The sequence below is a fragment of the Pseudomonas flavescens genome, assembly GCF_013408425.1.
GTDB classification, from domain to species: Bacteria; Pseudomonadota; Gammaproteobacteria; order Pseudomonadales; family Pseudomonadaceae; genus Aquipseudomonas; species Aquipseudomonas fulva_A.
The window spans coordinates 218,788-239,260 of the sequence record NZ_JACBYV010000001.1 but is presented as its reverse complement, the minus strand read 5'-3'; the positions used below and the strand labels follow the sequence as shown (position 1 = coordinate 239,260).

At 61.9% G+C, this 20,473-nt stretch carries 21 protein-coding genes and 1 pseudogene; 8 read left to right on the top strand and 14 right to left on the bottom strand.

What is annotated here, in order from left to right:
• Nucleotides 1–315: 315 nt before the first annotated feature.
• The 9 genes and pseudogenes from FHR27_RS01045 to dinG form a co-directional block, all read right to left on the bottom strand.
• Nucleotides 316–780: an outer membrane lipoprotein gene (locus FHR27_RS01045; protein WP_042555261.1), complete on the bottom strand. Its 465-nt coding sequence runs from the start codon at nt 778–780 to the stop codon at nt 316–318.
• A gap of 197 nt (nt 781–977) precedes the next feature.
• On the bottom strand, nt 978–2,120 hold the full coding sequence (locus FHR27_RS01040; RefSeq protein WP_042555260.1) for a glycerate kinase: 1,143 nt from the start codon (nt 2,118–2,120) through the stop codon (nt 978–980).
• A gap of 137 nt (nt 2,121–2,257) precedes the next feature.
• Nucleotides 2,258–3,616, bottom strand: coding sequence for a GntP family permease (locus tag FHR27_RS01035; RefSeq protein WP_042555259.1), 1,359 nt, complete (start codon nt 3,614–3,616; stop codon nt 2,258–2,260).
• 147 nt (nt 3,617–3,763) lie between these two features.
• Nucleotides 3,764–4,870, bottom strand: a complete 1,107-nt coding sequence (locus FHR27_RS01030; protein WP_042555258.1) for a sugar diacid recognition domain-containing protein — start codon at nt 4,868–4,870, stop codon at nt 3,764–3,766.
• A gap of 95 nt (nt 4,871–4,965) precedes the next feature.
• Nucleotides 4,966–5,613 (bottom strand): pyridoxamine 5'-phosphate oxidase, encoded by a 648-nt coding sequence (gene pdxH / locus FHR27_RS01025; RefSeq protein ID WP_042555257.1) that lies wholly within the window; start codon nt 5,611–5,613, stop codon nt 4,966–4,968.
• 48 nt (nt 5,614–5,661) lie between these two features.
• Nucleotides 5,662–6,426 (bottom strand): annotated as a pseudogene (locus FHR27_RS01020) (OmpA family protein); the annotation flags it as partial.
• A 171-nt stretch (nt 6,427–6,597) separates the two neighbouring features.
• On the bottom strand, nt 6,598–7,743 hold the full coding sequence (locus FHR27_RS01015) for an EstA family serine hydrolase (protein WP_042555255.1): 1,146 nt from the start codon (nt 7,741–7,743) through the stop codon (nt 6,598–6,600).
• A 48-nt stretch (nt 7,744–7,791) separates the two neighbouring features.
• Nucleotides 7,792–10,035, bottom strand: a complete 2,244-nt coding sequence (locus tag FHR27_RS01010) for a beta-agarase (RefSeq protein ID WP_179540004.1) — start codon at nt 10,033–10,035, stop codon at nt 7,792–7,794.
• Between the two features lie 312 nt (nt 10,036–10,347).
• Nucleotides 10,348–12,492 (bottom strand): ATP-dependent DNA helicase DinG, encoded by a 2,145-nt coding sequence (dinG, locus tag FHR27_RS01005; RefSeq protein WP_042555254.1) that lies wholly within the window; start codon nt 12,490–12,492, stop codon nt 10,348–10,350.
• 274 nt (nt 12,493–12,766) lie between these two features.
• Between dinG and FHR27_RS01000 the strand changes: the two genes are divergently transcribed.
• On the top strand, nt 12,767–13,231 hold the full coding sequence (locus tag FHR27_RS01000; protein ID WP_179537548.1) for a CopD family protein: 465 nt from the start codon (nt 12,767–12,769) through the stop codon (nt 13,229–13,231).
• Nucleotides 13,232–13,238: 7 nt separating this feature from the next.
• Here the strand turns inward: FHR27_RS01000 and FHR27_RS00995 are convergent, their stop codons facing one another.
• From FHR27_RS00995 to FHR27_RS27385, 3 genes are all read right to left on the bottom strand, one after another.
• Nucleotides 13,239–14,003, bottom strand: a complete 765-nt coding sequence (locus FHR27_RS00995; protein WP_179537547.1) for a collagen-like protein — start codon at nt 14,001–14,003, stop codon at nt 13,239–13,241.
• Nucleotides 13,996–14,295: a DUF1145 domain-containing protein gene (locus tag FHR27_RS00990; RefSeq protein WP_179537546.1), complete on the bottom strand. Its 300-nt coding sequence runs from the start codon at nt 14,293–14,295 to the stop codon at nt 13,996–13,998. The genes FHR27_RS00995 and FHR27_RS00990 overlap by 8 nt, the downstream gene beginning before the upstream one ends.
• A gap of 152 nt (nt 14,296–14,447) precedes the next feature.
• Complete coding sequence (locus tag FHR27_RS27385; RefSeq protein WP_042555250.1) at nt 14,448–15,083, bottom strand: OmpA family protein; 636 nt, start codon at nt 15,081–15,083, stop codon at nt 14,448–14,450.
• Between the two features lie 163 nt (nt 15,084–15,246).
• Between FHR27_RS27385 and FHR27_RS00980 the strand changes: the two genes are divergently transcribed.
• The 3 genes from FHR27_RS00980 (at nt 15,247) to FHR27_RS26780 (ending at nt 16,918) form a co-directional block, all read left to right on the top strand.
• On the top strand, nt 15,247–15,744 hold the full coding sequence (locus FHR27_RS00980; protein ID WP_042555249.1) for a DUF6231 family protein: 498 nt from the start codon (nt 15,247–15,249) through the stop codon (nt 15,742–15,744).
• 2 nt (nt 15,745–15,746) lie between these two features.
• Nucleotides 15,747–16,232: a YchJ family protein gene (locus FHR27_RS00975; protein WP_179537545.1), complete on the top strand. Its 486-nt coding sequence runs from the start codon at nt 15,747–15,749 to the stop codon at nt 16,230–16,232.
• A gap of 137 nt (nt 16,233–16,369) precedes the next feature.
• Nucleotides 16,370–16,918 (top strand): recombinase family protein, encoded by a 549-nt coding sequence (locus FHR27_RS26780; protein WP_257026778.1) that lies wholly within the window; start codon nt 16,370–16,372, stop codon nt 16,916–16,918.
• 7 nt (nt 16,919–16,925) lie between these two features.
• Here FHR27_RS26780 and FHR27_RS00965 read toward each other — a convergent pair whose 3' ends face one another.
• On the bottom strand, nt 16,926–17,171 hold the full coding sequence (locus tag FHR27_RS00965) for a hypothetical protein (RefSeq protein ID WP_179537544.1): 246 nt from the start codon (nt 17,169–17,171) through the stop codon (nt 16,926–16,928).
• 607 nt (nt 17,172–17,778) lie between these two features.
• On the opposite strand from FHR27_RS00965, the gene FHR27_RS00960 reads away from it, so the two are divergent.
• Nucleotides 17,779–18,312: a hypothetical protein gene (locus FHR27_RS00960; RefSeq protein ID WP_179537543.1), complete on the top strand. Its 534-nt coding sequence runs from the start codon at nt 17,779–17,781 to the stop codon at nt 18,310–18,312.
• Between the two features lie 149 nt (nt 18,313–18,461).
• Here FHR27_RS00960 and FHR27_RS00955 read toward each other — a convergent pair whose 3' ends face one another.
• Nucleotides 18,462–19,007 (bottom strand): hypothetical protein, encoded by a 546-nt coding sequence (locus FHR27_RS00955; protein WP_042555247.1) that lies wholly within the window; start codon nt 19,005–19,007, stop codon nt 18,462–18,464.
• Nucleotides 19,008–19,283: 276 nt separating this feature from the next.
• On the opposite strand from FHR27_RS00955, the gene FHR27_RS00950 reads away from it, so the two are divergent.
• Genes FHR27_RS00950 through FHR27_RS00940 form a run of 3 tightly spaced genes read left to right on the top strand, consistent with a single transcriptional unit; the run spans nt 19,284 to nt 20,436 of the window.
• On the top strand, nt 19,284–19,781 hold the full coding sequence (locus FHR27_RS00950; protein WP_042555246.1) for an LEA type 2 family protein: 498 nt from the start codon (nt 19,284–19,286) through the stop codon (nt 19,779–19,781).
• A 6-nt stretch (nt 19,782–19,787) separates the two neighbouring features.
• On the top strand, nt 19,788–19,994 hold the full coding sequence (locus tag FHR27_RS00945) for an SEC-C metal-binding domain-containing protein (protein ID WP_042555245.1): 207 nt from the start codon (nt 19,788–19,790) through the stop codon (nt 19,992–19,994).
• Complete coding sequence (locus tag FHR27_RS00940) at nt 19,984–20,436, top strand: DUF2489 domain-containing protein (protein WP_179537542.1); 453 nt, start codon at nt 19,984–19,986, stop codon at nt 20,434–20,436. Before FHR27_RS00945 ends, FHR27_RS00940 begins: the two co-directional genes overlap by 11 nt.
• Nucleotides 20,437–20,473: the final 37 nt, after the last annotated feature.

Below are 20,473 nucleotides of genomic sequence, written 5' to 3'. Positions count from 1 at the left end.
GCGCATAATGCGCGGTCGCTCTAACTGACTGGCGAAACACCCATGGCGTTCGACTTGTTTTTCCAGTCGTGAGCTGCGAGCGCGCTAACCAGGAAAGCGAGCTCGATTATGCTTAACTATCGACTCAAGGTCATGGATAGAATTATTACTAAAACTATCCTCGGAGAGATTTCGGCGTGGCCCGACTGACTCTCTTGCGAACGCTCTAAATGGCGGTTTTTAGCGAATAACGCCCATGAAAAAAGCCGGATCGGCATGCCGGTCCGGCTTTCGTGCAATGGTACCGACGGCGCACATGGCGCCGTCAGACGAACATCAGTTGGTCACACGGCTGGTGCCGTTGACGGTCATGATGCGGACACGCTCACCAACGCGGAAAATCTGGTTTTCCTCAACGGCCTGCACGTAGGCGCGCATGCTGCCGTCGTCTTCACGCACGGTGATTTCAACGCCTTGCGTACGGGTGATGCCTTCTTCGGCAGCTGCACCCAGCAGACCACCAGCTACAGCACCGATCACCGCCGCCACGGCCGAACCACGACCACCGCCAACGCCGCTGCCTGCCACGCCACCGATGACGGCGCCGGCACCACCACCGATTGGCGTTTTGGTGCCTTCGATCTTCACCGGACGCAGGGATTCGATGGTACCCATGCGCACGGTCTGCACGGCACGCGCTTCATCGCGGGAATAGCTGTCGCCGGTCAGGCTCGATGCGCAGCCGCCAAGGGTGAGAGTCGCTGCGGCAAACAGGACAACGAAAATACCAGGTTTATGCATGACGATTCTCCAGACTGGACTGATAACGCTATGACAGCACGGCCGCCAGGACGGTCACTGTGAATGCCCATAAATTGCATCACCCGTTCAGCAGCGGTACAGGATGGGCGACGCAACAGGGCCTCTCCCCTGACAGGAGTATAGACAGCAGCCGGCTACGTTCGTCACCGTGCCATTACGCAATCATCGGTTCCCGATCAGCGTCGCGCAGCCTGAGCCAGGCGCCAGAACCTGGCTAAATCGGCAGCCCGGGCTTGCAGCTCCTGCGCGGCATTGGCGCAGGCGTGCTCCAGGGTGATAGGCCCTGGCGCCAGGCTGAAGGCGGCTTCGATACCGGCTTCGCGCACCTGTTGATACCCCTCCCCCAGGCTGCCGGCCAGGGCGATCACCGGAACTCCCTGAGCCTGCGCCACCCGCGCGACGCCGACCGGCGTCTTGCCATGCAGGCTCTGGGCGTCGAGACGCCCCTCTCCGGTGATCACCAGGTCGGCCCCCTTCACCGCCTCGGCAAGGCCTGACAGCTCGGCAACCAGTTCGATACCCGGACGAAAGCGCGCACCGAAAAACGCCTTGGCAGCGAAACCGAGGCCACCGGCAGCACCGACACCGGGGAAAGCGCTGAAGTCTTCGCCAAGCGCTTCACCGACCACTTCGGCCAGACGCGCCAGGGCGGCATCCAGTTCCTTGACCTGCTCCGGGCTGGCGCCCTTCTGCGGACCGAACACAGCCGACGCGCCATGAGGCCCGCACAGAGGATTGTCGACGTCTGCGGCAACATCGACCTGAACATCCTGCAGACGGGGATCCAGTGCGCTGAGGTCGACGCGCTGCAGCGTGGCCAGTGCCGCCCCGCCCGGCCGCAATTCGTTGCCACCTGCATCGAGAAAGCGCGCACCCAATGCACGCAGCAGTCCGCTGCCACCGTCGTTGGTGGCACTGCCACCGAGGCCGAGAATGATCCGCGTGGCACCGGCGTCCAGCGCCGCACGAATCAGCTCCCCGGTGCCGTAGCTGCTGGTCACTCGGGCATCACGTTGCGCACTCGGCACCCAGTGCAGGCCGCTGGCAGCGGCCATCTCGATTACCGCCGTACCATCGCCCAGCCAGCCCCAATGGGCCTGCACCGGTGTGGCCAGGGGGCCCTGAACGCGCAGCTCACGACGCTCGCCGCCAGTGGCGGCGAGCACGGCATCCACCGTTCCTTCGCCGCCGTCGGCCATGGGGCACAACGCGATCTCGGCATCCGGGTAAACGGCGAGCCAGCCGCGGGCGATGGCCTGGGCCACGTCGGGCGCACTCAGGCTCTCCTTGAACGAATCAGGAGCGATGACGATTTTCATGGCAAGACCTCGATGCAGCGGGACGCCGCGGGGCGTCCCGTATGAAAACGGCTGAGAACCTTCTCTAGGCCTGGCGAGCTAGGGCAATGCCTTTTTTACAGCGCAGTACCGACGCACAGCAGACATGGAGCAGGTTCTTAGAGAAGTACCAGGCTCAGCAGCCAAACCGTGGTGATACCGACCACACCTTGAATCAGCGTAGCCATGGTTTGCGCGCGGTAGGCAACGGCTACCGGCATGCGGCTGAACTGGGTCACTACCCAGAAGTAGCTGTCGTTGGCGTGGGAAACGGTCATGCCGCCAGCACCGATCGCCAGTACGGTGAGCACCCGGCCCATCTCGCTATCCAGGCCGATCTGCCCGAGCAGTGGCGCGACCATCGCCGACGTGGTGACCATGGCCACGGTGGTGGAACCCTGTGCTGTCTTCAGCGCTGCAGCGACCAGAAATGGCATGAACAGGCCGATACCCAATGCGGACAAGGTGCTGCCCAGATAAGCGCCCAGCGGCGAAGCGCTGAGCACCGCACCGAAAGCGCCACCAGCACCGGTGATGAGGATGATCGGCGCGGCGGAGAGAATGCCGTCGGTCACCCGGTCATGCAGTTGCTGGCGCTTGCCGTTGCCCCTGAGCAAGGTACAAGCCAGCACCAGACCGACCAGCAATGCCACCACCGGCTGACCGAGGAAGCTCAGCACGGCCTGCAGCGTGCCATCGCCCAGCGGGCGACTGGGGAATACCGACACCGATCCCAGACAGATCAACACGATGGGCACCAGGATCGGCGCGAAGGCCTGGGTGGCGCTCGGCAGTTTTCCGTACTGCGCCTTCAGCGCCTCGAAATCCTCGGCGCCCGGCATTGGCGTGCCGTCGTCCTCGAGAGCGATGTCCTTGCCGATGAAGCGGTTAGCCCAGAGCAGGCCGGCCAGCGCGGACACCATGGCGACGAACAGACCGACGGCGATCACCAGACCCAGGCTCGATTCGAGACCAAGGTTGCCGGCAGCTGCGATCGGCCCGGGGGTCGGTGGCACGAAGGTATGCGTGGCGTACAAGCCGGTGGCCAGAGCGACGCTCATCGCCACCATGGAGACCTTCATGCGTGCGGCCAGGGCGTTCTTCAGCGAGTTGAGGATGATGTAGCCGGAGTCGCAGAACACGGGGATCGACACGATGTAACCGATGATCGACATAGTCAGCGTGGGGAAGCGTTCGCCGAGCAGCTTGATCACGGTTTCCGCCAGGGTGATGGCGGCGCCGCTGCGCTCGAGAATCACACCGATGATGGTCCCCAGCACGATCACCACACCGATGTTGCCGAGGATGCCGCCAAAGCCGGTGGCGACAGTCTTGAGAATGTCCTGATGGGGCAGTTGATAAGCGAAGCCGGCGACTATCGCGGCGATCAGCAGGGCAAGAAAGGGATGCAGCTTGAGACGTGTAGTCGACACCACGATAAACGCGATGAGCGCGACCAGGATCAGAACCAGAGCCATGCCGGTTTCCTCATTGTTGTTATGTGATTTGCCAGGTGCCGTGCATTGTCACCCAGCAACAGCGGGCGACACCCTGTTCACCCGCACAACGAGAAAGGCAAAGCGCAGGTCAGTTACTGTGCAGATGCATCATTTGCGTGCGGAACTTCAGCCTGGCTCGATAAGGCCCAGGCCCAGTGACAGCTGCAGGCGACGATCCAGGCGGGTCAGCTCGACACCGCTGAGTTCGGCGATGCGTTCGAGGCGATAACGCAGGGTATTGCGATGAATCCCCAGGGCAGCGGCACAACTCTGCACCTGGCCGTCATGGGCACACCAGGCCTCGAGCGTCTCACGAAGAGCGCCGCTGCCATCCTGGGCCAGCACCTGCTTCAACGGCGCCAGCCAGCCTTGCAGCAACCAGCTGTTGCGCTGTGCGTAGAGCAGTGTCGGCAGGCGATGCTCCTCCAGGCAGATCAGGCGCTGCGACGGATAACGTGCCCGGGCGAAAGCCTGCAGATCGCGCAAGGCCAGACAGGCCTGGCGCAATTGCCCGAGGGACTGCACCGGGTCGCTGACCAACAGGCGAGCCACGCCCCAGTCACGCTCGTCGGCGCTTGCCAGCCAATGGCTGTCGGTACGGCCCGCCGCCAACGGGCGGCACCAGAGCAATTCGCGCATTCCCAATGGTGCGCACAGGTGCTCGCTCTTGCCGCTCAGCGCACCGAGCAGGCGGGCCTGCTGCGCCAGGGGCTCGCCCTGCTCCTGCAACTCCAGCAGACACACCTGACGCGGCCAGCCGAGTGCCAGGCCCTGACGCTCGGCATCAGCCGCCAAAGTACCCAGGGCAACCGACGGATCGAACAGCTGACGCAGCCAGGCATCCAGCTGATGCCGCTGCCAGTGGCGCTCGGCCTGTACCTGGCGTTGCTCGACCAGCATCTCCGCGGCCATGCGCACCAGCTCGGCATAGGGCCTCACCACCTCGGGCGCTCCGGTGATACCCAATACGCCGATCAGCGCGTCGGCGTGCAGCAAGGGCAGATTGACGCCGGGCCGCACGCCACGCAGGCAGGTTGCGGCCTGCTCGTCGATCTCCACGACGCGACGGTTGGCCAGCACCAGCTGTGCCCCCTCATGCCGGGTATGCAGGCGCAGCGGATCACCGCTGCCGATGATCATGCCCTGAGCATCCATCACGTTGATGTTGTACGGCAGGATGGCCATGGCTCGATCAACGATGTGCTGGGCCAGGGTGGAGTCGAGTTCGAGCATCGTGCGGCCTCCGGGAAGGAAGCCGCCATTGTAGGCAGAATGAAAGACCCGGCGACATGCCATGCGCCGCAGCGATGGCGAGGCATGGGGCTACGTCAGGGTGCCAGGCGCCGACGCAACCAGGCGTCGCCCTCGCGGCGATAGTCGAGGCGATCGTGCAGACGGCTGGCACGGCCCTGCCAGAACTCGATGCGCTCCGGCAGCAGGCGGTATCCGCCCCAGTGCGGCGGGCACTCGGGAGCCTGGTCGGCGAAGCGGCGTTCGGTCTGCGCCAGCAGCCCCTCCAGCTCGGCACGATCATGGATCACCCGGCTCTGTGGCGACGCCCAGGCACCCAGGCGGCTGCCCAGCGGACGCACCTGAAAGTAGGCATCGGACTCGGCAGGCGAAACCCGCTCTACCCGACCTTCGATACGCACCTGACGCTCCAGGGTCGGCCAGAAGAAAGTCATCGCCGCGAAGGGGTTGGCCTGCAACTGCTCGCCTTTGGCGCTCTGGTAATTGCTGAAGAAGGTGAAACCCTGCTCGTCGAGCCCCTTGAGCAGCAGCACACGGCAGTGCGGACGACCATCGGCATCGACGGTCGCCAGGGACATGGCATTGGGTTCTACAGGAAGTTGCTCGGTCTTCACCGCGTCGGCGAACCAGCTTCTGAACAGCGAGAAGGGCTCCAGTGGAGCCTGTTCCTCGCTCAAGCCGTCACGGGTGTAGTCACGGCGCATGTCGGCCAGGGTCTGTGTCATGAGCGTATTCTCGGAAGCGACAGAGACCCTAGTCTAAAGGCGTAACGCCTATTTGGCTTGATCTGAAGCAACCACTTTCTTGGCGTCGGCCAACTTGGTGGTGTTCTTGGCCGCAGGCTTGTCGGCTGCCTTGGCTACTGCCTTCGCGGCAGGCTTGGCCGCCGGCTTGGCTGCAGGTTTGGCCGATGACTTGGCCACCGCCTTGGCTGCAGGCTTGCTCGCCGCCTTGGCTGCAGGTTTTGCGTCAGCCTTGGCTGCCGGCTTGTCGGCCACGGCCACAGCGGTGGCATCGGTAGCCGCCGGGGCCGGAGCTGGCCGGCTGTACTGGGCGATCAATGCGCGCAGGGTGTCCTGACGGGTCAACAGGATTTCCACGCGGCGGTTCAACTCACGACCATTGGCGCTGTCGTTGGCTGCACGCGGCATGTCCGGGCCCATGCCCTGAACCATCAGGCGATCCTGCTTGAGGCCGCTGAGGCGGAAGATGGCGGTGAAGGCACGTGCACGCTCATGGCTGAGCTCACGGTTGGTTTCCAGCGCGCCGCTGCTATCGGCATGCCCCAATACCAGCACGCCGACCTTGTTGTCCTTCTCCAGCACCTTGGCTACGCGGGTGATCGGCCCGAGGGTGACCGGCAGCAGCATGCCTGGACGGTCAGGGTTGAACGAACCCTTGACCGGGGCGGTGACCACCAGCAGGTTCTCGCGACGTTCGATTTCGAAGTTGCTGCCCTTGATCGCTTCGCGCACCAGCGGCTCGTACTCATCGAGCCAGGCCTGGGTAACCTCGGGCGGCGGCATCGGCGCCGGCTTGGGGTCTTCCTTCTTCTCGAACAGGGAGCAACCTGTCAACAGTACGCAAAGCGCCAGCGCGCAAGTCTTATAGGAAAGCATCGGTCATCCACATCTAATCGGTCGAAGTCACCCGGCCAAACCGGAGTCAGCAGCTAAAAGCCATATTACGCAAGAGTTTAGCCGCGATTGTTAAAAACACTTGCATAAGATACCTGCAAGTTTCTGTGCCCGCGGATCCATTAAGACGAACGGCCCCAGGTTATTCGTAACGAAACCCACGGCCACATCGCGCTGCGGGTCCGCGAAACCGGTCGAACCTCCCGCGCCGGGATGGCCGAATGCGCCCGGCCCCATGCCGTAGGTGGCATTGGCCAGGGCGGGCTGATCGAGCATGCAACCAAGGCCGAAACGGGTCGACGTCAGCAAGGTCCTGTCCTCACCGACACTGTGCTCACGGGTGAGTTCGGCCAGCAGCTCGCTGTCGAGCAGGCTGCCATCGAGCAGACCGCTGTAGAAACCAGCGAGGCTACGGGCATTGCCGTGGCCATTGGCGGCGGGCTGCTGCATGCGCCGCCACTCCGGCTTGTTGGTGCTGGTCATGATCGAGGGAGGGTTGGCGAACGCCCGGGTGGTCAGGGCCTGGGCATCGCTCATCATGGTCTTGAGCAGGCGCTGGGCCGCGGCATCGCCGACATTGCCCTTGCCACGGCTGATCGTCGCCACCCGGTGGAATTCCTCATCGGCCAGGCCGACATGAAAGTCCAAGCCCAACGGCTTGGCGGTGCGTGCAACGATCGACTCGCCCGGGCCACGCCCTTCAATACGCCGTAACAATTCTCCGACCAGCCAGCCATAGGTGATCGGCGCATAGCCGTGGCCTTCGCCCAGGGCCCACCAGGGTGCCTCGGCCGCCAGCGCGCGGGTCATGGTCTGCCAGTCGTAAAGGGCTTCGGCTGGCAAGCTCTCACGTATCGCCGGCAACCCGGCCTGATGGCTGAGCAGATGGCGCAGGGTGATGCGCTCTTTGCCTGCTGCCGCGAACTCCGGCCAATAGCGGGCTACCGGTGCGTCCAGTTCCAGCTTGCCTTCGCCGACCAACTGCAGCGCGGTAACCGCCGTGAAGGGCTTGGTGCAGGAAAACAGGTTGAGGATGGTATCGCTGTGCCAGGCCTGCTGGCCGTCCTTGTCGGCGACCCCGGCCCAGATATCCACCACGGTTTCACCGCCCACCTGAACGCAGAGCGCTGCACCGCGTTCCTGCGGATCGTCGAAGAAATCGGCGAAGGCGTCTTTCACTGCTTCGAACTTGAGGTCGAAGTAACCCTGAATCTGCACTGCTTGCTCCTGCGAGGGAGGCGCCAGGCTCACCCGGCGCCCCGGTGATTAAGGCGTGGTCGCTTCGCTCGGCTTGGCTTCAGGCTCGGCCGCCGCGTCCTTGGCCGGAGCGGCTGCGGCTGGCGGCTCCTTGGCTGCCTCCTCGAGCACCTTGGACGGCACGGCCAGGTTGGCCTTGCGAACAGCCTGGACGAAACCGTCCCACGGCCTGTCGGTGATCGCCACCAGCCCCAGGTGCCCGTTCTCGCCATCGAGCAGGCGCCCGGTTACCGGCTGATCGAGGTACTGGAACCAGTGCACACCGACGATCTGCGGTTCTTCGAGGGCCTTCTCGAGGAAATGCGCATAGGCCGGGCCGCGCTCCTCCTCCTTGTAGACCTCGGATACGCCGCCCCAGAACGGGCCGCGGTCGCGAGAGCCGAAATGGAACTCGGTGACCAGCATCGGCTTGTCCAGCTTGCGCAGTGCCTCGAAGTCGTAACCGTGCTGCGGCTCGCGGGTGTAGAAATTGAAGCTCAGCACGTCACAGTATTGAGCACAGGCTTCCACGGCCTCGGGAATGCTCGCCGAGAAACGACCACCGAGCAGTAGATGATTCGGCGTGTGCCAGTCGAGCGAGTCGGCGATGGTCTTGAAATAGGTGTCGGCGAACAGACGCAGAAAACGCTTCATGTCGTTTTCAATGGCCGGGTAGGCCGGGTTGATCGGCGGCGCCTTGAAGCCAGGGTCTTCCATCAGTTCCCAGGCCTGCAGCTCGATACCCCAGGCCTTGGACAGCCCTTCCTGGTTGCGGTACTTGTCGCGCAGCTGTTTCAGAAACGCACGCTTGGCCGGCACGTCGGTGGTCAGGCGCAGGGTCGCGTATGCCAGGGCGTAGCGCGATAGCGGATCGTCCGCCGGACCGGCCCAGGCCAGTTCGTTGTCGGCGTAATAGCCCATCACCCAGGGGTCGTCACGATGGTCACGGGTGGCGATGGCGATGGCGCGCTCGGCGGCCATGGCGAATCGTGGATCGAACGGGTCAGGCATGCCGCCCCACCAATCGATACCGGTGCTGATGGTCGCGTAGTCGCCATGGATCGACAGCGGGATGCTGTAGGGCATGCGTTTGTCGACGGCGAAATCGTTCTCGCTCCAGTTACCCAGGGTGTTGAAGCCCCAGGCCTGCAGACGATTCTGTGCCCGCTCGCGCCAGACCTTGGGGTCCTGAGCGCCGTATGTGCGCTGCAGGTTGGCGCTGTAGAAATCGTACCAACGACCACTGTCGAAGGCACGGCCGCGGTTGGCGCCGGTATCGGACTGGTTGTCGCTGCTGCCGTAGAACGCGGCCAGCGGCTCGCCCTCGGCGGGCAGCGCGCTGAACATCTTTTCACGGCCTTCGATATAGGTCTGGCTCTCGCTGCCGATGACCGTGTTCACCCCCAGGGAATAGAAGGGGTTGCCCTCGGGCGTGATCAGGAACCAGCGCCCTGCCCGCTTCTCGGTGCGGAAAAAGCCAGTGGCCTCGAAGGACGGGCCGCCGATCCAGCCACCGTAGTTGTCCTGCCGGGGGCGATCGGCCTGCCAGGCCTGCAGTTGCTTGTCTTCCTGAGCGACACCCTGGCGCAGTTGATCGTCGTTCTTGATCTTGCCCGGCCAATCGCGGCGAGTGAACTGACCATAGGTATCGACGATACCGCGGTAGGCGTCTTCCAGATCGGCGCTGTCGCGCACACCGAAACGTCCCAGCAACAGATGCTGGGCAGCCTGAGGATTGGGGATGGAGAGCGTCACCGCAGTGACCTTCGCCGGGTCGATCTCACCATTGACGGTCTCCGCCAACAGCAGCAGACGACCATCGTAACGCCACGGCATCACGGCCCCGGCACGCATACCCTGAGCACGCGGCGAGGTAGCCCCCAGCGGCACCAGCAATGTCTGCGCGGGCCCGGCTGGCAGGGCGATCTGGGTGGTCAGGCGCTTGCCGTCGGCACTTTCGATGGTGACATCGACAGTCAGCGCCCAATCCATGGCGTTCTGCACACGCAAACTCATGGCACTGAACTCGGACCAGTCCCAGTTGCCACTCTGCGGAGTCAGCCGCAGCGTCGGGCGTTCGCTTGGGTTGAAGGTAGCGCGGCGCAGGATTTCGCCCTGGGCAGCGCTTTCCGCAGTAACGCTGGGCAGGTAGGCGTTTTCGCCACCGATCTGTACCGCGTCCATCGGCCGGACGAAGTTGAACAGCTCCTGTTGATCTGCGGCATGGCCCATGGTCGGCAGGCCGAGCAGCGCGACCAGAACCAGACGTCCCATCGTCAGGGGTTGTCGAGGACGGGCTGCAGCGATGCACAGTGACCGTACTTTGGAAACCAGACCCTCGGTGGGCACGTGCGCGTCGCACTGCACCGAACGATCGGCCGACAGCAGCCAGGTGTTGACCTTCAAGACCCCTTCTCCCCGCAACTCGACAGATAAAAATGACCCGCGACAGTCCCGCCACGAGCCCTATGCCGCGCTTCACGCGCGGAGCGGCAATAGTGCGCCAGATGGGGGCCTGACCGCAAAGCCCGCATGTCGATTAAGGACGATTTTGGTGCCTGTTTTTTCGCCGTCCCCGGGATGGAGTCAGGAGATCTCTCGGCGAAACGGCGGCAACGCATTGAGAATCGCCTTGCCGTAACGCTGGGTGACCACCCGTCGATCCAACAGGGTGATGGTGCCACGATCCGCCTCGGTACGTAGCAGGCGCCCGCAGGCCTGAACCAGGCGCAGCGATGCATCGGGCACGGAGATCTCCATGAACGGGTTGCCGCCACGGGCTTCGATCCACTCCGCCAGCGCGGCCTCGACAGGATCATCCGGTACCGCGAAAGGAATCTTGGCGATCACCACGTGCTCGCAATAGGCGCCAGGCAAGTCGACACCTTCGGCGAAGCTGGCGAGACCGAACAGCACGCTCTCCTCGCCACTGTCGACCCGAGCCTTGTGCTTGTTGAGGGTTTCCTGCTTGGACAGGTTGCCCTGGATGAACACACGCTTGCGCCAGTCGCGCTCCAGGCCGTCGAACACGTCCTGCATCTGTCGACGCGAGGAAAACAGCACCAGGGTTCCCCGCGAACCCTGCACCAGCCCAGGCAAATCGCGGATGATCGCGGCCGTGTGCTCGGCGGCATTGCGCGGGTCGGCCTTCAGATCCGGGACCCGCAACACGCCTGCATCGGCATGGTGGAACGGACTCGGCACCACCGCCGTGACGGCCACCTTCGGCAGCCCGGCGCGCATGCGATAGCGGTCGAAGGTTCCCAGTGCGGTGAGTGTCGCCGAGGTCACGAGGGCCCCATAGGCCACATTCCACAGGTTGCGCCGCAGGGTCTCGGCGGCCAGGATCGGGCTGGCATTGACCTCGATATCGAACAACGCACCACTTTCGGCCAGGGTCAGCCAGCGCGCCATCGGTGGGCTGTCTTCCGGGTCTTCACTGGTGAACGCCAGCCACAGCTCCCAGGTGCCCTTGGCCCGCGCCAGCAGACTGCCGAACAGCGGGTACCACTCTTCGGCCTGGTGGCTGGCGATGCCGTTGCCGGTCTCACCATCCATGGCTTCCTTGAGTTTTTCGGTGACGCCAGTGAACAGATCGGTGAGTTTGGAAAAACCCTTCTTGAGTTCCAGGCCCAGCTCGATCAGGTGTTCGGGCACCACGCCGCCGATGAAGCGATGGCGCGGCCGCTCACGCCCCTCCATGTCTTCGCCCGGCTTGAAATCAGCGAGCTGCTCACAGGCGCTGAACATGAACTGCTGATGGGTCTTGAGCTCGCGAGCCAGCTCCGGGACCTGCTCGATCAGCCGACCGAGGTCACCCGGCAGGGGATGCTGAGCCAGCAGCTTGGCGAGGTTCTTGGCGATTTGCTCGAGCCAGTCGGCGGTGGAGCGCAGCCGGGTGAAGTGCGCGAAATGGCCGATGGCCTTGTCCGGCAGGTGATGGCCTTCGTCGAACACATACAGAGTGTCACGCGGATCGGGCAGCACCGCCCCGCCGCCGAGGGCGAGATCCGCCAGCACCATGTCGTGGTTGGTGACGATCACATCGACCTTGCCCATGCCTTCGCGGGCCTTGTAGAAGGCGCATTGTCCGAAGTTGGGGCAGTGCCGGCTGGTGCACTGGCTGTGATCGGTGGTCAGTTGCGCCCAACGGCTGTCTTCCAGCTCCTCGGGCCAGCTGTCACGGTCACCATCCCACTTATTGCCAGCGAGCTTCTCGATCATGGAGGTGAAGAGCTTCTGCCCTGCCTCGTCCACGTCGATACGAAAGCCTTCTTCCTCGAACAACTGCGCGGTGGAGCTCTGCGCCTGGCCTTCCTGCAGCAATACGTCGAGTTTCGACAGGCACAGATAGCGCCCACGGCCCTTGGCCAGCGCGAAGCTGAAACTGAGGCCGCTGTTACGCATCAGATCCGGAAGATCCTTGTGCACGATCTGCTCTTGCAGGGCCACGGTGGCCGTGGCGATCACCAGCCGCTTGCCGGCCGCCTTGGCAATAGGGATGGCCGCCATGCTGTAGGCCACGGTCTTGCCGGTACCGGTGCCAGCCTCCACCGCGACCACGGCAGGCTCGCCCAGGCGACGCTCCTCGTCGTCGGTCTTGATGGTCCCGAGTACCTTGGCTATTTCAGCGATCATCAGACGCTGCCCATAGCGCGGCTTGAGCCCCTTGGACTCGAGAAAACGGGAATAGGCGCCCTGGATCTGGGACTTGAGTTCGGTACTGAGCATGAAGAACTTAGGCTAAAAAGGCTGGATATATTTTCAGTGTTTGCAAACGGCCGCTATCATAGCGCGCCAATCGCCTGCGCGCTGACTCGCTTGCCAAAACCGGATGAAGAGCAGCGCGCGGCAAGACTTTCTGAAACCCGATCAGCGCATTGCTGCTGGCGATCGAGCCGTCCCGAGCGACGGCGAGGAAATGGACTTCGGCAACGTCGGCCAGGCATGGCTGCGATCGCATCGGCCAATGCTGCCTGATCCGGGCTGTAACCGGAGTACATGAATGCAACCTTATTCCTTGATCTACACCCTGCACCTGCTCGCTGCGCTGGTCTGGGTCGGCGGCATGTTCTTCGCCTGGATGGTGCTGCGCCCCGCGACAGGCGCCACGCTGCAGCCCGCCGAGCGGCTGACGCTATGGCTGGACGTGTTCCGGCGCTTCTTCGTCTGGGTGTGGGTCGCGGTGCTGCTGTTGCCGATCAGCGGAGTCGGCATGCTGCACATGGGCTTCAGCGGCTTCGATGGCGCCCCCCGCTACGTGAACGTGATGATGGGCCTTTATCTGGCGATGCTGGCGCTGTTCCTGCGTATCCAGGCCTTGCAACTGCCGGCATTGCGCCGCGCGGTGCAAGCCCAGGACTGGCCGGCAGGTGGCGTCGTACTGGGGCGTATCCGCCGACTGGTCGCGATCAACCTGTCATTGGGGCTGGTCGTGGTCGCGATCGCGGCAGCCCGCCCCAGTCTTTAAGCGCTGATCAGAAACGCACCACGTCAAGGCGCCCGTCCTGCCCGGCTGCACCGGGTTGGCCGGCCATGCCGGGCCGCCCATCGCGAGCACCGCTGGTGCTGTAGATCCAGCAGCCCTTGCTCGCACCACCCGTACCGGCAATGCCCGCACTACCGGCAGGGCCACCGGCGCCACCTTCCAGCCGGGCCTGCAAACGCTCGACAGGGAAGTCCGCCGGGACCTCCAGACGCACCTGCCCACCCGGCGCACCGGGATGCCCATCGGTGCCGTTCTGGCCATCGTGGCCTTCACTGGCCTGTCCCCAGGCACAACCACCGGCCTTGCCATCGGCGCCATCCAGCCCGGCATAACCGGGGGCGCCACGACCGCCACGGGCATCGAGCAGCCACTGATCGGTGTTCACCGCCTGCAGGCGGATGACCAGCGTACGCCCCGGTACTGCTGCACGCTGGGCAGTACCCGGAGCACCCGGCGCACTGATCTGCGCGCCCGAGGCGATCTCGCCGGAGCCGATATCCAGATGCAGACTTTCGTTGGACGGCGCGATGGCGATCTGCGCGTTATGACCTAGATATAGCTCGTCGATACGCAACTCGCTGACCCCGACCGGCACCAGCAAGGTACCGTTGTCTGCGATCGTCAGGCGCTGCAATTGCAGCACGCTGCCCTGCGCGGGCAGGCGCATGAAGTTGTGGGAGTCGACCTCGATGACGGCCTCGCCCAGTGCCAGCAACGGGCAACACAGTGCCGCCAGCAGAATCAGCTTACGCATGGGCGGTTTCCTCGGGGCTCACCTGCAGAGCCGTGCTGGCAAAAGCCGGAAGCGTCCACAGATGGAAGATGCCGAAAGCCAGCACCTGAGCCCGCGCCACCGCGACGCGCGGCTGACCGCGAAGCAGACCATTGAACAACGCCAGTTCGATGACATGCAGTGCCAGCACGGCAGCGCCAGCGAGCGTCAGCAACTGAGCGAAAGGTTGAGCGTATGGGTCGATCAGATTGGCAAGCACGACGCACCAGAACAGTGTCGCCAAGAGTTTGCCCAGCCCCGCGATAGTCTTCATTGCCCGCCCCGACCGCTTATGATTTTGCGGCACATTACTGTGTTTGCGGGTAAGGAAACCAGAGGGTCGAACGAAAACGATGCCCGTTGCGTGGCATCGTGCTCCTGACCGGCATGAAGCCGGTCAGGATTCTCGCGAATGTCGAGGCTGGCTTATGGCCGTGCTTCGACTTCCGCTTCCACGCGACGGTTGATCGCACGGCCTTCTTCGGTGGCGTTATCGGCAACCGGACGGCTTTCACCATAGCCGACTGCATTCACGCGGGTACCACCCACACCGTACTGATTGACCAGTACTTCACGCACGGCATTTGCACGGCGCTCGGACAGGGCCTGGTTGTAGGCGTCGGTACCGACGGAGTCGGTATGGCCTTCAACCACAGTGGTGGTTTGCGGATATTGCTTGAGGAAGTCAGCCAGGCTCTGAATATCGCCAAGGCTTTCCTGCTTCACTTGAGACTTGTCAAAATCGAACTTCACGTCCAGCTCGACACGTACCGCTTCAGCAACCGGCTCAGCGACCACCGGCTCTTCGACGATGGTTTCTTCGACCAACACCAGCTCTTCCTGACCATCAGCGCCGTGCACCCAGCAATAGGCGGCAGCGAAGCCAGCACCGATCACTGCACCACCACCAGCCCAGGCCGAGCTTTCGATGGCGCCCAACGCTGCGCCACTGACGCCGCCTACCGCAGCACAGGTTGGCCAGTCGGATTTCTGAACGCCAGCGCACCCCGTCAGAAAGGTGGACGCAATGATCAGGGGTACCGCTTTCCTTGTAATACTCATATGCAAGTCTCCTAATGGGAATCGGTGCAAAAACCGACACTCTGGATTAAAGACGCCCGTTTTAAAATCTGCCAGACAGCGTTACGACAGCCGAGCAGAACGAACAGTTCTAGTTGATTGCATCCGCGCGGGGTAGTCTTTTGTGATTCCTTCGAGGTTTTCGATGAGCCACATCATTTCTACACGCACGCCGCAACAATCGCTGGCAGCTCTACTTCAACGTTATGCGCCCGAACGCCTGCTGCTGATCGGTGCCAGCGAGCAACCTGCCGTGAATGCCTTTCGACAAGCGCATCCCCAGAGCCTGATCGCCCATTCCGCCACCGGCGCCCTGCCAGCGGAGCTGGCCGGACAGCGTTTCGATCTCGCCGTCATCGTCGATTGCCTTGAGCACATGCCCAAACGCGATGGCCTACAACTGCTCGGTGGCATACGCAATTTGAATGCCAGCCGCATGGCGGTGCTGGTCGACCTGCAGGCCAGCGGCTGGAAAGACACCGACTTCTTCGCCCTCGCCCTGCATGTCAGCGAGCGCTTCGCGAGGGAAGAGCAGGTTCTCAGTCTGTTCACCTATGACCTGCTCGAGTACAAACAGGCACCCGACTGGCTGAACGCCAAGTTCTGGGCCAACCCGGAGAATTTCGGCAAGTACTGGTGGTAAGTATGGAAACCGGAGCCCCGCAAACTGGCTGCCCCTGCGGTAGCGGCGACTCTCTGCTGGATTGCTGCGGCCGTTATCACGACGGCGTGCCTGCTCCCTGCGCGCAGAGCCTGATGCGCTCGCGTTACAGCGCTTACGTGCTTGGCAATATCGATTATCTGGTGGCGACTTCGCTGCCCGCCCAGCAGGCGAAACTCGACGTCGAAGGCATCCGCGCCTGGAGCCTGCAAAGCACCTGGCTGGGCCTGGAGGTCGAGCACTCGGAGTTGCTGGGTGGTCAGCCCGAACATGCCAGGGTGACCTTCATCGCCCGCTGGCACGACGCAGCCGGCGAGCACAGCCACCGTGAACGCTCCGCTTTCGTGCAGAATCAGGGCCGCTGGTACTTCATCGACCCGACCGTAGGCCTGCAGGCCGGGCGCAACGACCCCTGCCCATGCGCCAGTGGGCAGAAGTTCAAGAAGTGCTGCCACAATTACCTAAATTGATCACAGGGACGGTAGCACCACGAATGAGCAAGGTTTTCAACTACATCAGATTTAGTAGTGCAAAACAGTCAGCAGGCGACAGCTACGCCCGATAGGTGAAGGCAGCTAAGGCGTTCTGCGACGAATACAGCCTAGAAATGGCTGACCAACGCGACTACCTGTTCTTTGACAAAGGCCGTAGTGCGTACAAAGGAAGGCACCTTGACGATACAGGCGAGCTGGCCCGATTCCTCGCCTATGTCGAAGACGGCACCATCCCAACGGGCAGCTATCTAGTGATTGAATCACTGGACAGACTATCCAGAGAGAAAGTGCGTGATGCTCTTCCCCGCTTCCTAGACCTACTAGCGAAAGGAATCAACGTTTACACCAGCACAGACAAACTCCTAAAGAGGGTCTGGCCCGTCAGATATTTTTCTGTGCAGAAACCAGAGAACGGGGCACATAGCACCCCGCTTCTGGCGGAACGTATATCAGTTAAGACGTGTGACAGAGCGTTGAGCAAAACAAGCAGCCATTCGCTCTCGAATACCACAACCGAGCCTGGAGCACAGCTCCATGGCAACTGGCGTGAAATCCGAGGTCACGACGGTTATGCAACAAGGGGAGAAAAGTACACCCCTCTTTGTGCACTTCATTGTCACCATTTGGTTGAGCATTGGTATTTACGCAGTAACGATCCATAACCCCTCCTCAACGCTTCTTGTTGGATTGGGCCAGGATCGAGCCGGCAAAGGCTTTGGTGCTCTCGCTGTACTTCTCGGACTGAAGAACTTGAGAAGCTTTGGCCTCCATTGCCTTCCCTGTCTCCTTACCGGTAGACGTTTGGGCCAGCGCTGAAGCGGCTAAGCTTTTGGCGATAGCCGAGGCGTTAGGATCGCGAAGGGTTGCCGATGCTTGCTTGGCGATTTCGCTTGAAGTCTGTTTGTCATTACTCATGGCGTGGGGTCTCCGTAGCCAAAAAAGAAGGAGACCAAGCCCACAAAAGGGCACCGTTAAGCACCGTGCCGATTGACGTTCTGACGTCTGTTTGGCTCAATGCAAAACCCAATCAGGGCTTGGTAGTTCTACTGCGTATGGCTTCTGGAGAGGAGCGGGAGAATGTGTGTAAGTTTGCCGACCCAACACATTCTCTCGCTAGTTTTCCTTCCGCACATGCTCGCAACGAGCAGAAACACACAACACCAGATGTAGTGCTTTAATACCGCAGAACCACTACATGCTGGGCTTTGCTCTGTCGTGGCACAAAGATAGTGCGATGGCGAACCTAAGGCAAGCCCTTCGGCCTGTGGATAAGTCTGTGGGTTAATGCGGGGTAAGTGGCGCAAATTCCCATGAATAATGGCGATGCAAGTGGAAGCGGCCTAATTGCCGCAGAAAGTTTTTTTTCATCCTCGTGAAAAAGTTAGCTGTACGACATAAACCACTAATACTAAAGATAGTGTCAGTTAGTAGTAATCGAACTAGCCCCTACCCCAGACAACCCCTGTCACTTCAAACACTGATAGCATTCAGCCATCACATATTAAGGACAGGATGAGGCTCAATGGATTGGCTTAGGAAACACTGGAAGGGGACGTTAGGTTGGACTGCCGGTATCGTCGGTTCGGTGGTGGTCAGCAAGATTGCTGATCATTATTTGGATGGAAGCATCATCAGCCAGTTTTGGCAGATTTTGGTCAGTATCTGGACGTCTATCAACACAACCATACCCGTCCCTGCATGGCTGGCATTCATCATCCTCGCAATCGGCATTGCCCTGGGCTGGAAGCTCTACAGATTGCAGCGGTCTGATGTGGCGAACAAAGGTCTCAGCGACCAACAAAAAGCTGTCCTGCAATCCATTGCTTGGTTCCATGAGCAAGGGATAAACCCAGCCTTTCACAACCTTAAGTACGGCACAGATCTCCAAACTCTTGAGTTGCAGGTAGCGCTAGATGAGCTTACTAGTGCGGGACTGGTCACCTGTGAAATCGATATGAATCATTCTATCGAGCAAAGAGAAGTCATAACCCTCGCATCTCTGACGCCTAAAGGCCGCGCTTGCGCATTGGAAATCCAGCGACAATCAGCACAGTGAAATCTTCCAGCGAGGTGCCTGCCTTTGTTGGTGCCCGAGAAAGCCTGCCAGACCACACAACAGTCTGGCGACCGAGCCACGCTAAAAATTAGTAGTGTTTTGTTGCACAACATGAAGAAGTGCTGCGCGGGCTATCTATAGCTACGACTTCACACCAGCTTGAGGTGCGAGGTATCCGGCGCCGCTGCTGCGGGCTGAGCCTTCGCCTGGCCCATGTCGCTGCCCACCGGGGCGAGGCTGAATTGTGACAAGTCCAGCACGGGCTCGGCCACCTCGACTGGCGCATCCTGTAGATCCGCACCCAACGCGGCAACGCCGAAATCCGGCGCATCGACATCGGCAAAGGCCGCCATGTATTCATCACGCGGCGCCACCTGCAGGCGCCCCGGCTGCGGCTGACTGGCTGGCGCAGTGATCGGCTGCGCCGGTGGAGGCGGCGCCAGTTCGATCTCTTCGATGATTTCCGGCTCGGTATCGATCACTTCGACACGCGCCCCGGCGCGCTCCAGGGTACTGCGGTACTTCTCGGCAGCGGCTTCATCCAGATTGTTCTTGATCACCACCCGCCGCCCGGAAAACAGCTGAGCGATACGCTGGGCATCGGCCTGGAACAGCTTGGCCAGGTTGGCCTGTACGGTTTCCAGCTGGGCACCGGGCACCAGCTCACCGGAAAATGCGACTTCGTATCGCGCCATCACCACGCTCCTTTTTGTCATTTCGTGTGCTGCTTTGGCCACAGCAATAAAACCTAAATGCATGCAGGCCAGTATGACGCAGCTTTTTGCGAGCACACGAGAGTCCGTCGGCATTTCCTCGCTGCGCTCCTGGCAAAGCGCTCGAAATGCGATGACGGCGGCGAGCGTCTGCTTGGCGCTTCGGCCTGGGGCCACCCAGGTTGCGCGGAAATGTTAACAGCCCCTAGGGCAGCCAAGCCGTCTCTTGTTACACTGAGGCCTCGAACGGAGTATGAAATGTTTTCTCAGGCGCAAATGATAAGAATTCTTAGCCTACTGGTGTTTCTTGGTCTGTGCTCGGTCTTGAGCGGTTGCTCGACCTGGCTTTCGGACGATTTCGAAGATCCCGACGTTCGTCTCGTGAATGTCGACGTGGTAAGGGCCAAGCTGCTGGAGCAGCGCTTCGTCCTGCGCTTCCGGATCGACAACCCCAACGACGTCAGCCTGCCAGTGCGTGGCCTCAACTACGTGGTGCACCTCAACGACGTGAAGCTCGCCGAGGGTGAATCGGAAGTCTGGTTCACCGTGCCCGCCAATGGTCATACCGAATTCGACGTTCCCGTACGTACCAACCTGTGGCGCCACGTGCGTCAGGTGGTCAAGTTGCTCGAACAGCCGGACCAGCCCATCAGCTATCGCCTGCAGGGTGAAGTGAAAACCGGATTATTCTTCGGGCGCCGCGTGCACATGGCACGCAATGGCGAGATAATTCCCGGTGAATATCTTCCGGAGTAACCTCGCATGACCCAGCAACCCCACGTCCACGGCCCTGACTGCAACCACGATCACGACCATGATCATGGCCACGATCATCACGGCCATGTGCACGGCCCGCACTGCAACCACGCACCTCAGGAGCCGGTACGCAACACCCTGAAGGACGTTGGTCGCAACGATCCCTGCCCGTGCGGCAGCGAAAAGAAATTCAAGAAGTGCCATGGGGCCTGATCACCTGCTGATCCTGTTCGCGACGCTGATCGTCGTCGCCCTGACGCTGTACGCCGCCCATCTGTGGCGTCGGGTCTGGGCCAGGCAACGCCTGCAGAGCGATGCTCGCCACGCCCAGCGCCAGCGTCTGCACGATGATTTACGGGTGCTGGCCAGCTGTCTGCTCGATGGGCAGGTGCCGCTGATAGAAGGCGCGATTCGCATCAAGGTGCTGCTCGACAATTACGACTCCACACTGAGCCTGACGCCCCAGACCCAAGTCTTTCAGCAGCTTTACCAGGCGACTGCACACGTGCCCACCCACGCCGACTGGAAAGCCCTGAGTCGGGCCGAACGGCGCCAGCACGAGAGCCGTTTCGCCGAGCTGGCCCAGGCTCACGACCAGCAAGCCCGAGAGGCTGCCCGCTGGCTGCTCGACGACGGACTGAGCACGCGCCCATAACCCATGGGGCGACGACCGTCGCTCCGATCACGGCGCC

Coding starts and splice junctions, on each gene's coding strand:
- FHR27_RS00945 (WP_042555245.1), top strand. CDS start 19,788: ATGACCCAGCAACCCCACGTCCACGGCCCTGACTGCAACCACGATCAC.
- FHR27_RS01000 (WP_179537548.1), top strand. CDS start 12,767: ATGCAACCTTATTCCTTGATCTACACCCTGCACCTGCTCGCTGCGCTG.
- FHR27_RS27385 (WP_042555250.1), bottom strand. CDS start 15,083: ATGAGTATTACAAGGAAAGCGGTACCCCTGATCATTGCGTCCACCTTT.
- dinG (WP_042555254.1), bottom strand. CDS start 12,492: ATGCTCAGTACCGAACTCAAGTCCCAGATCCAGGGCGCCTATTCCCGT.
- FHR27_RS00975 (WP_179537545.1), top strand. CDS start 15,747: ATGGAAACCGGAGCCCCGCAAACTGGCTGCCCCTGCGGTAGCGGCGAC.
- FHR27_RS01035 (WP_042555259.1), bottom strand. CDS start 3,616: ATGGCTCTGGTTCTGATCCTGGTCGCGCTCATCGCGTTTATCGTGGTG.
- FHR27_RS00955 (WP_042555247.1), bottom strand. CDS start 19,007: ATGGCGCGATACGAAGTCGCATTTTCCGGTGAGCTGGTGCCCGGTGCC.
- FHR27_RS01045 (WP_042555261.1), bottom strand. CDS start 780: ATGCATAAACCTGGTATTTTCGTTGTCCTGTTTGCCGCAGCGACTCTC.
- FHR27_RS00950 (WP_042555246.1), top strand. CDS start 19,284: ATGTTTTCTCAGGCGCAAATGATAAGAATTCTTAGCCTACTGGTGTTT.
- FHR27_RS00960 (WP_179537543.1), top strand. CDS start 17,779: ATGGATTGGCTTAGGAAACACTGGAAGGGGACGTTAGGTTGGACTGCC.
- FHR27_RS26780 (WP_257026778.1), top strand. CDS start 16,370: ATGGCTGACCAACGCGACTACCTGTTCTTTGACAAAGGCCGTAGTGCG.
- FHR27_RS01030 (WP_042555258.1), bottom strand. CDS start 4,870: ATGCTCGAACTCGACTCCACCCTGGCCCAGCACATCGTTGATCGAGCC.
- FHR27_RS00995 (WP_179537547.1), bottom strand. CDS start 14,003: ATGCGTAAGCTGATTCTGCTGGCGGCACTGTGTTGCCCGTTGCTGGCA.
- FHR27_RS00940 (WP_179537542.1), top strand. CDS start 19,984: ATGGGGCCTGATCACCTGCTGATCCTGTTCGCGACGCTGATCGTCGTC.
- pdxH (WP_042555257.1), bottom strand. CDS start 5,613: ATGACACAGACCCTGGCCGACATGCGCCGTGACTACACCCGTGACGGC.
- FHR27_RS01010 (WP_179540004.1), bottom strand. CDS start 10,035: ATGGGACGTCTGGTTCTGGTCGCGCTGCTCGGCCTGCCGACCATGGGC.
- FHR27_RS00965 (WP_179537544.1), bottom strand. CDS start 17,171: ATGAGTAATGACAAACAGACTTCAAGCGAAATCGCCAAGCAAGCATCG.
- FHR27_RS01040 (WP_042555260.1), bottom strand. CDS start 2,120: ATGAAAATCGTCATCGCTCCTGATTCGTTCAAGGAGAGCCTGAGTGCG.
- FHR27_RS00980 (WP_042555249.1), top strand. CDS start 15,247: ATGAGCCACATCATTTCTACACGCACGCCGCAACAATCGCTGGCAGCT.
- FHR27_RS00990 (WP_179537546.1), bottom strand. CDS start 14,295: ATGAAGACTATCGCGGGGCTGGGCAAACTCTTGGCGACACTGTTCTGG.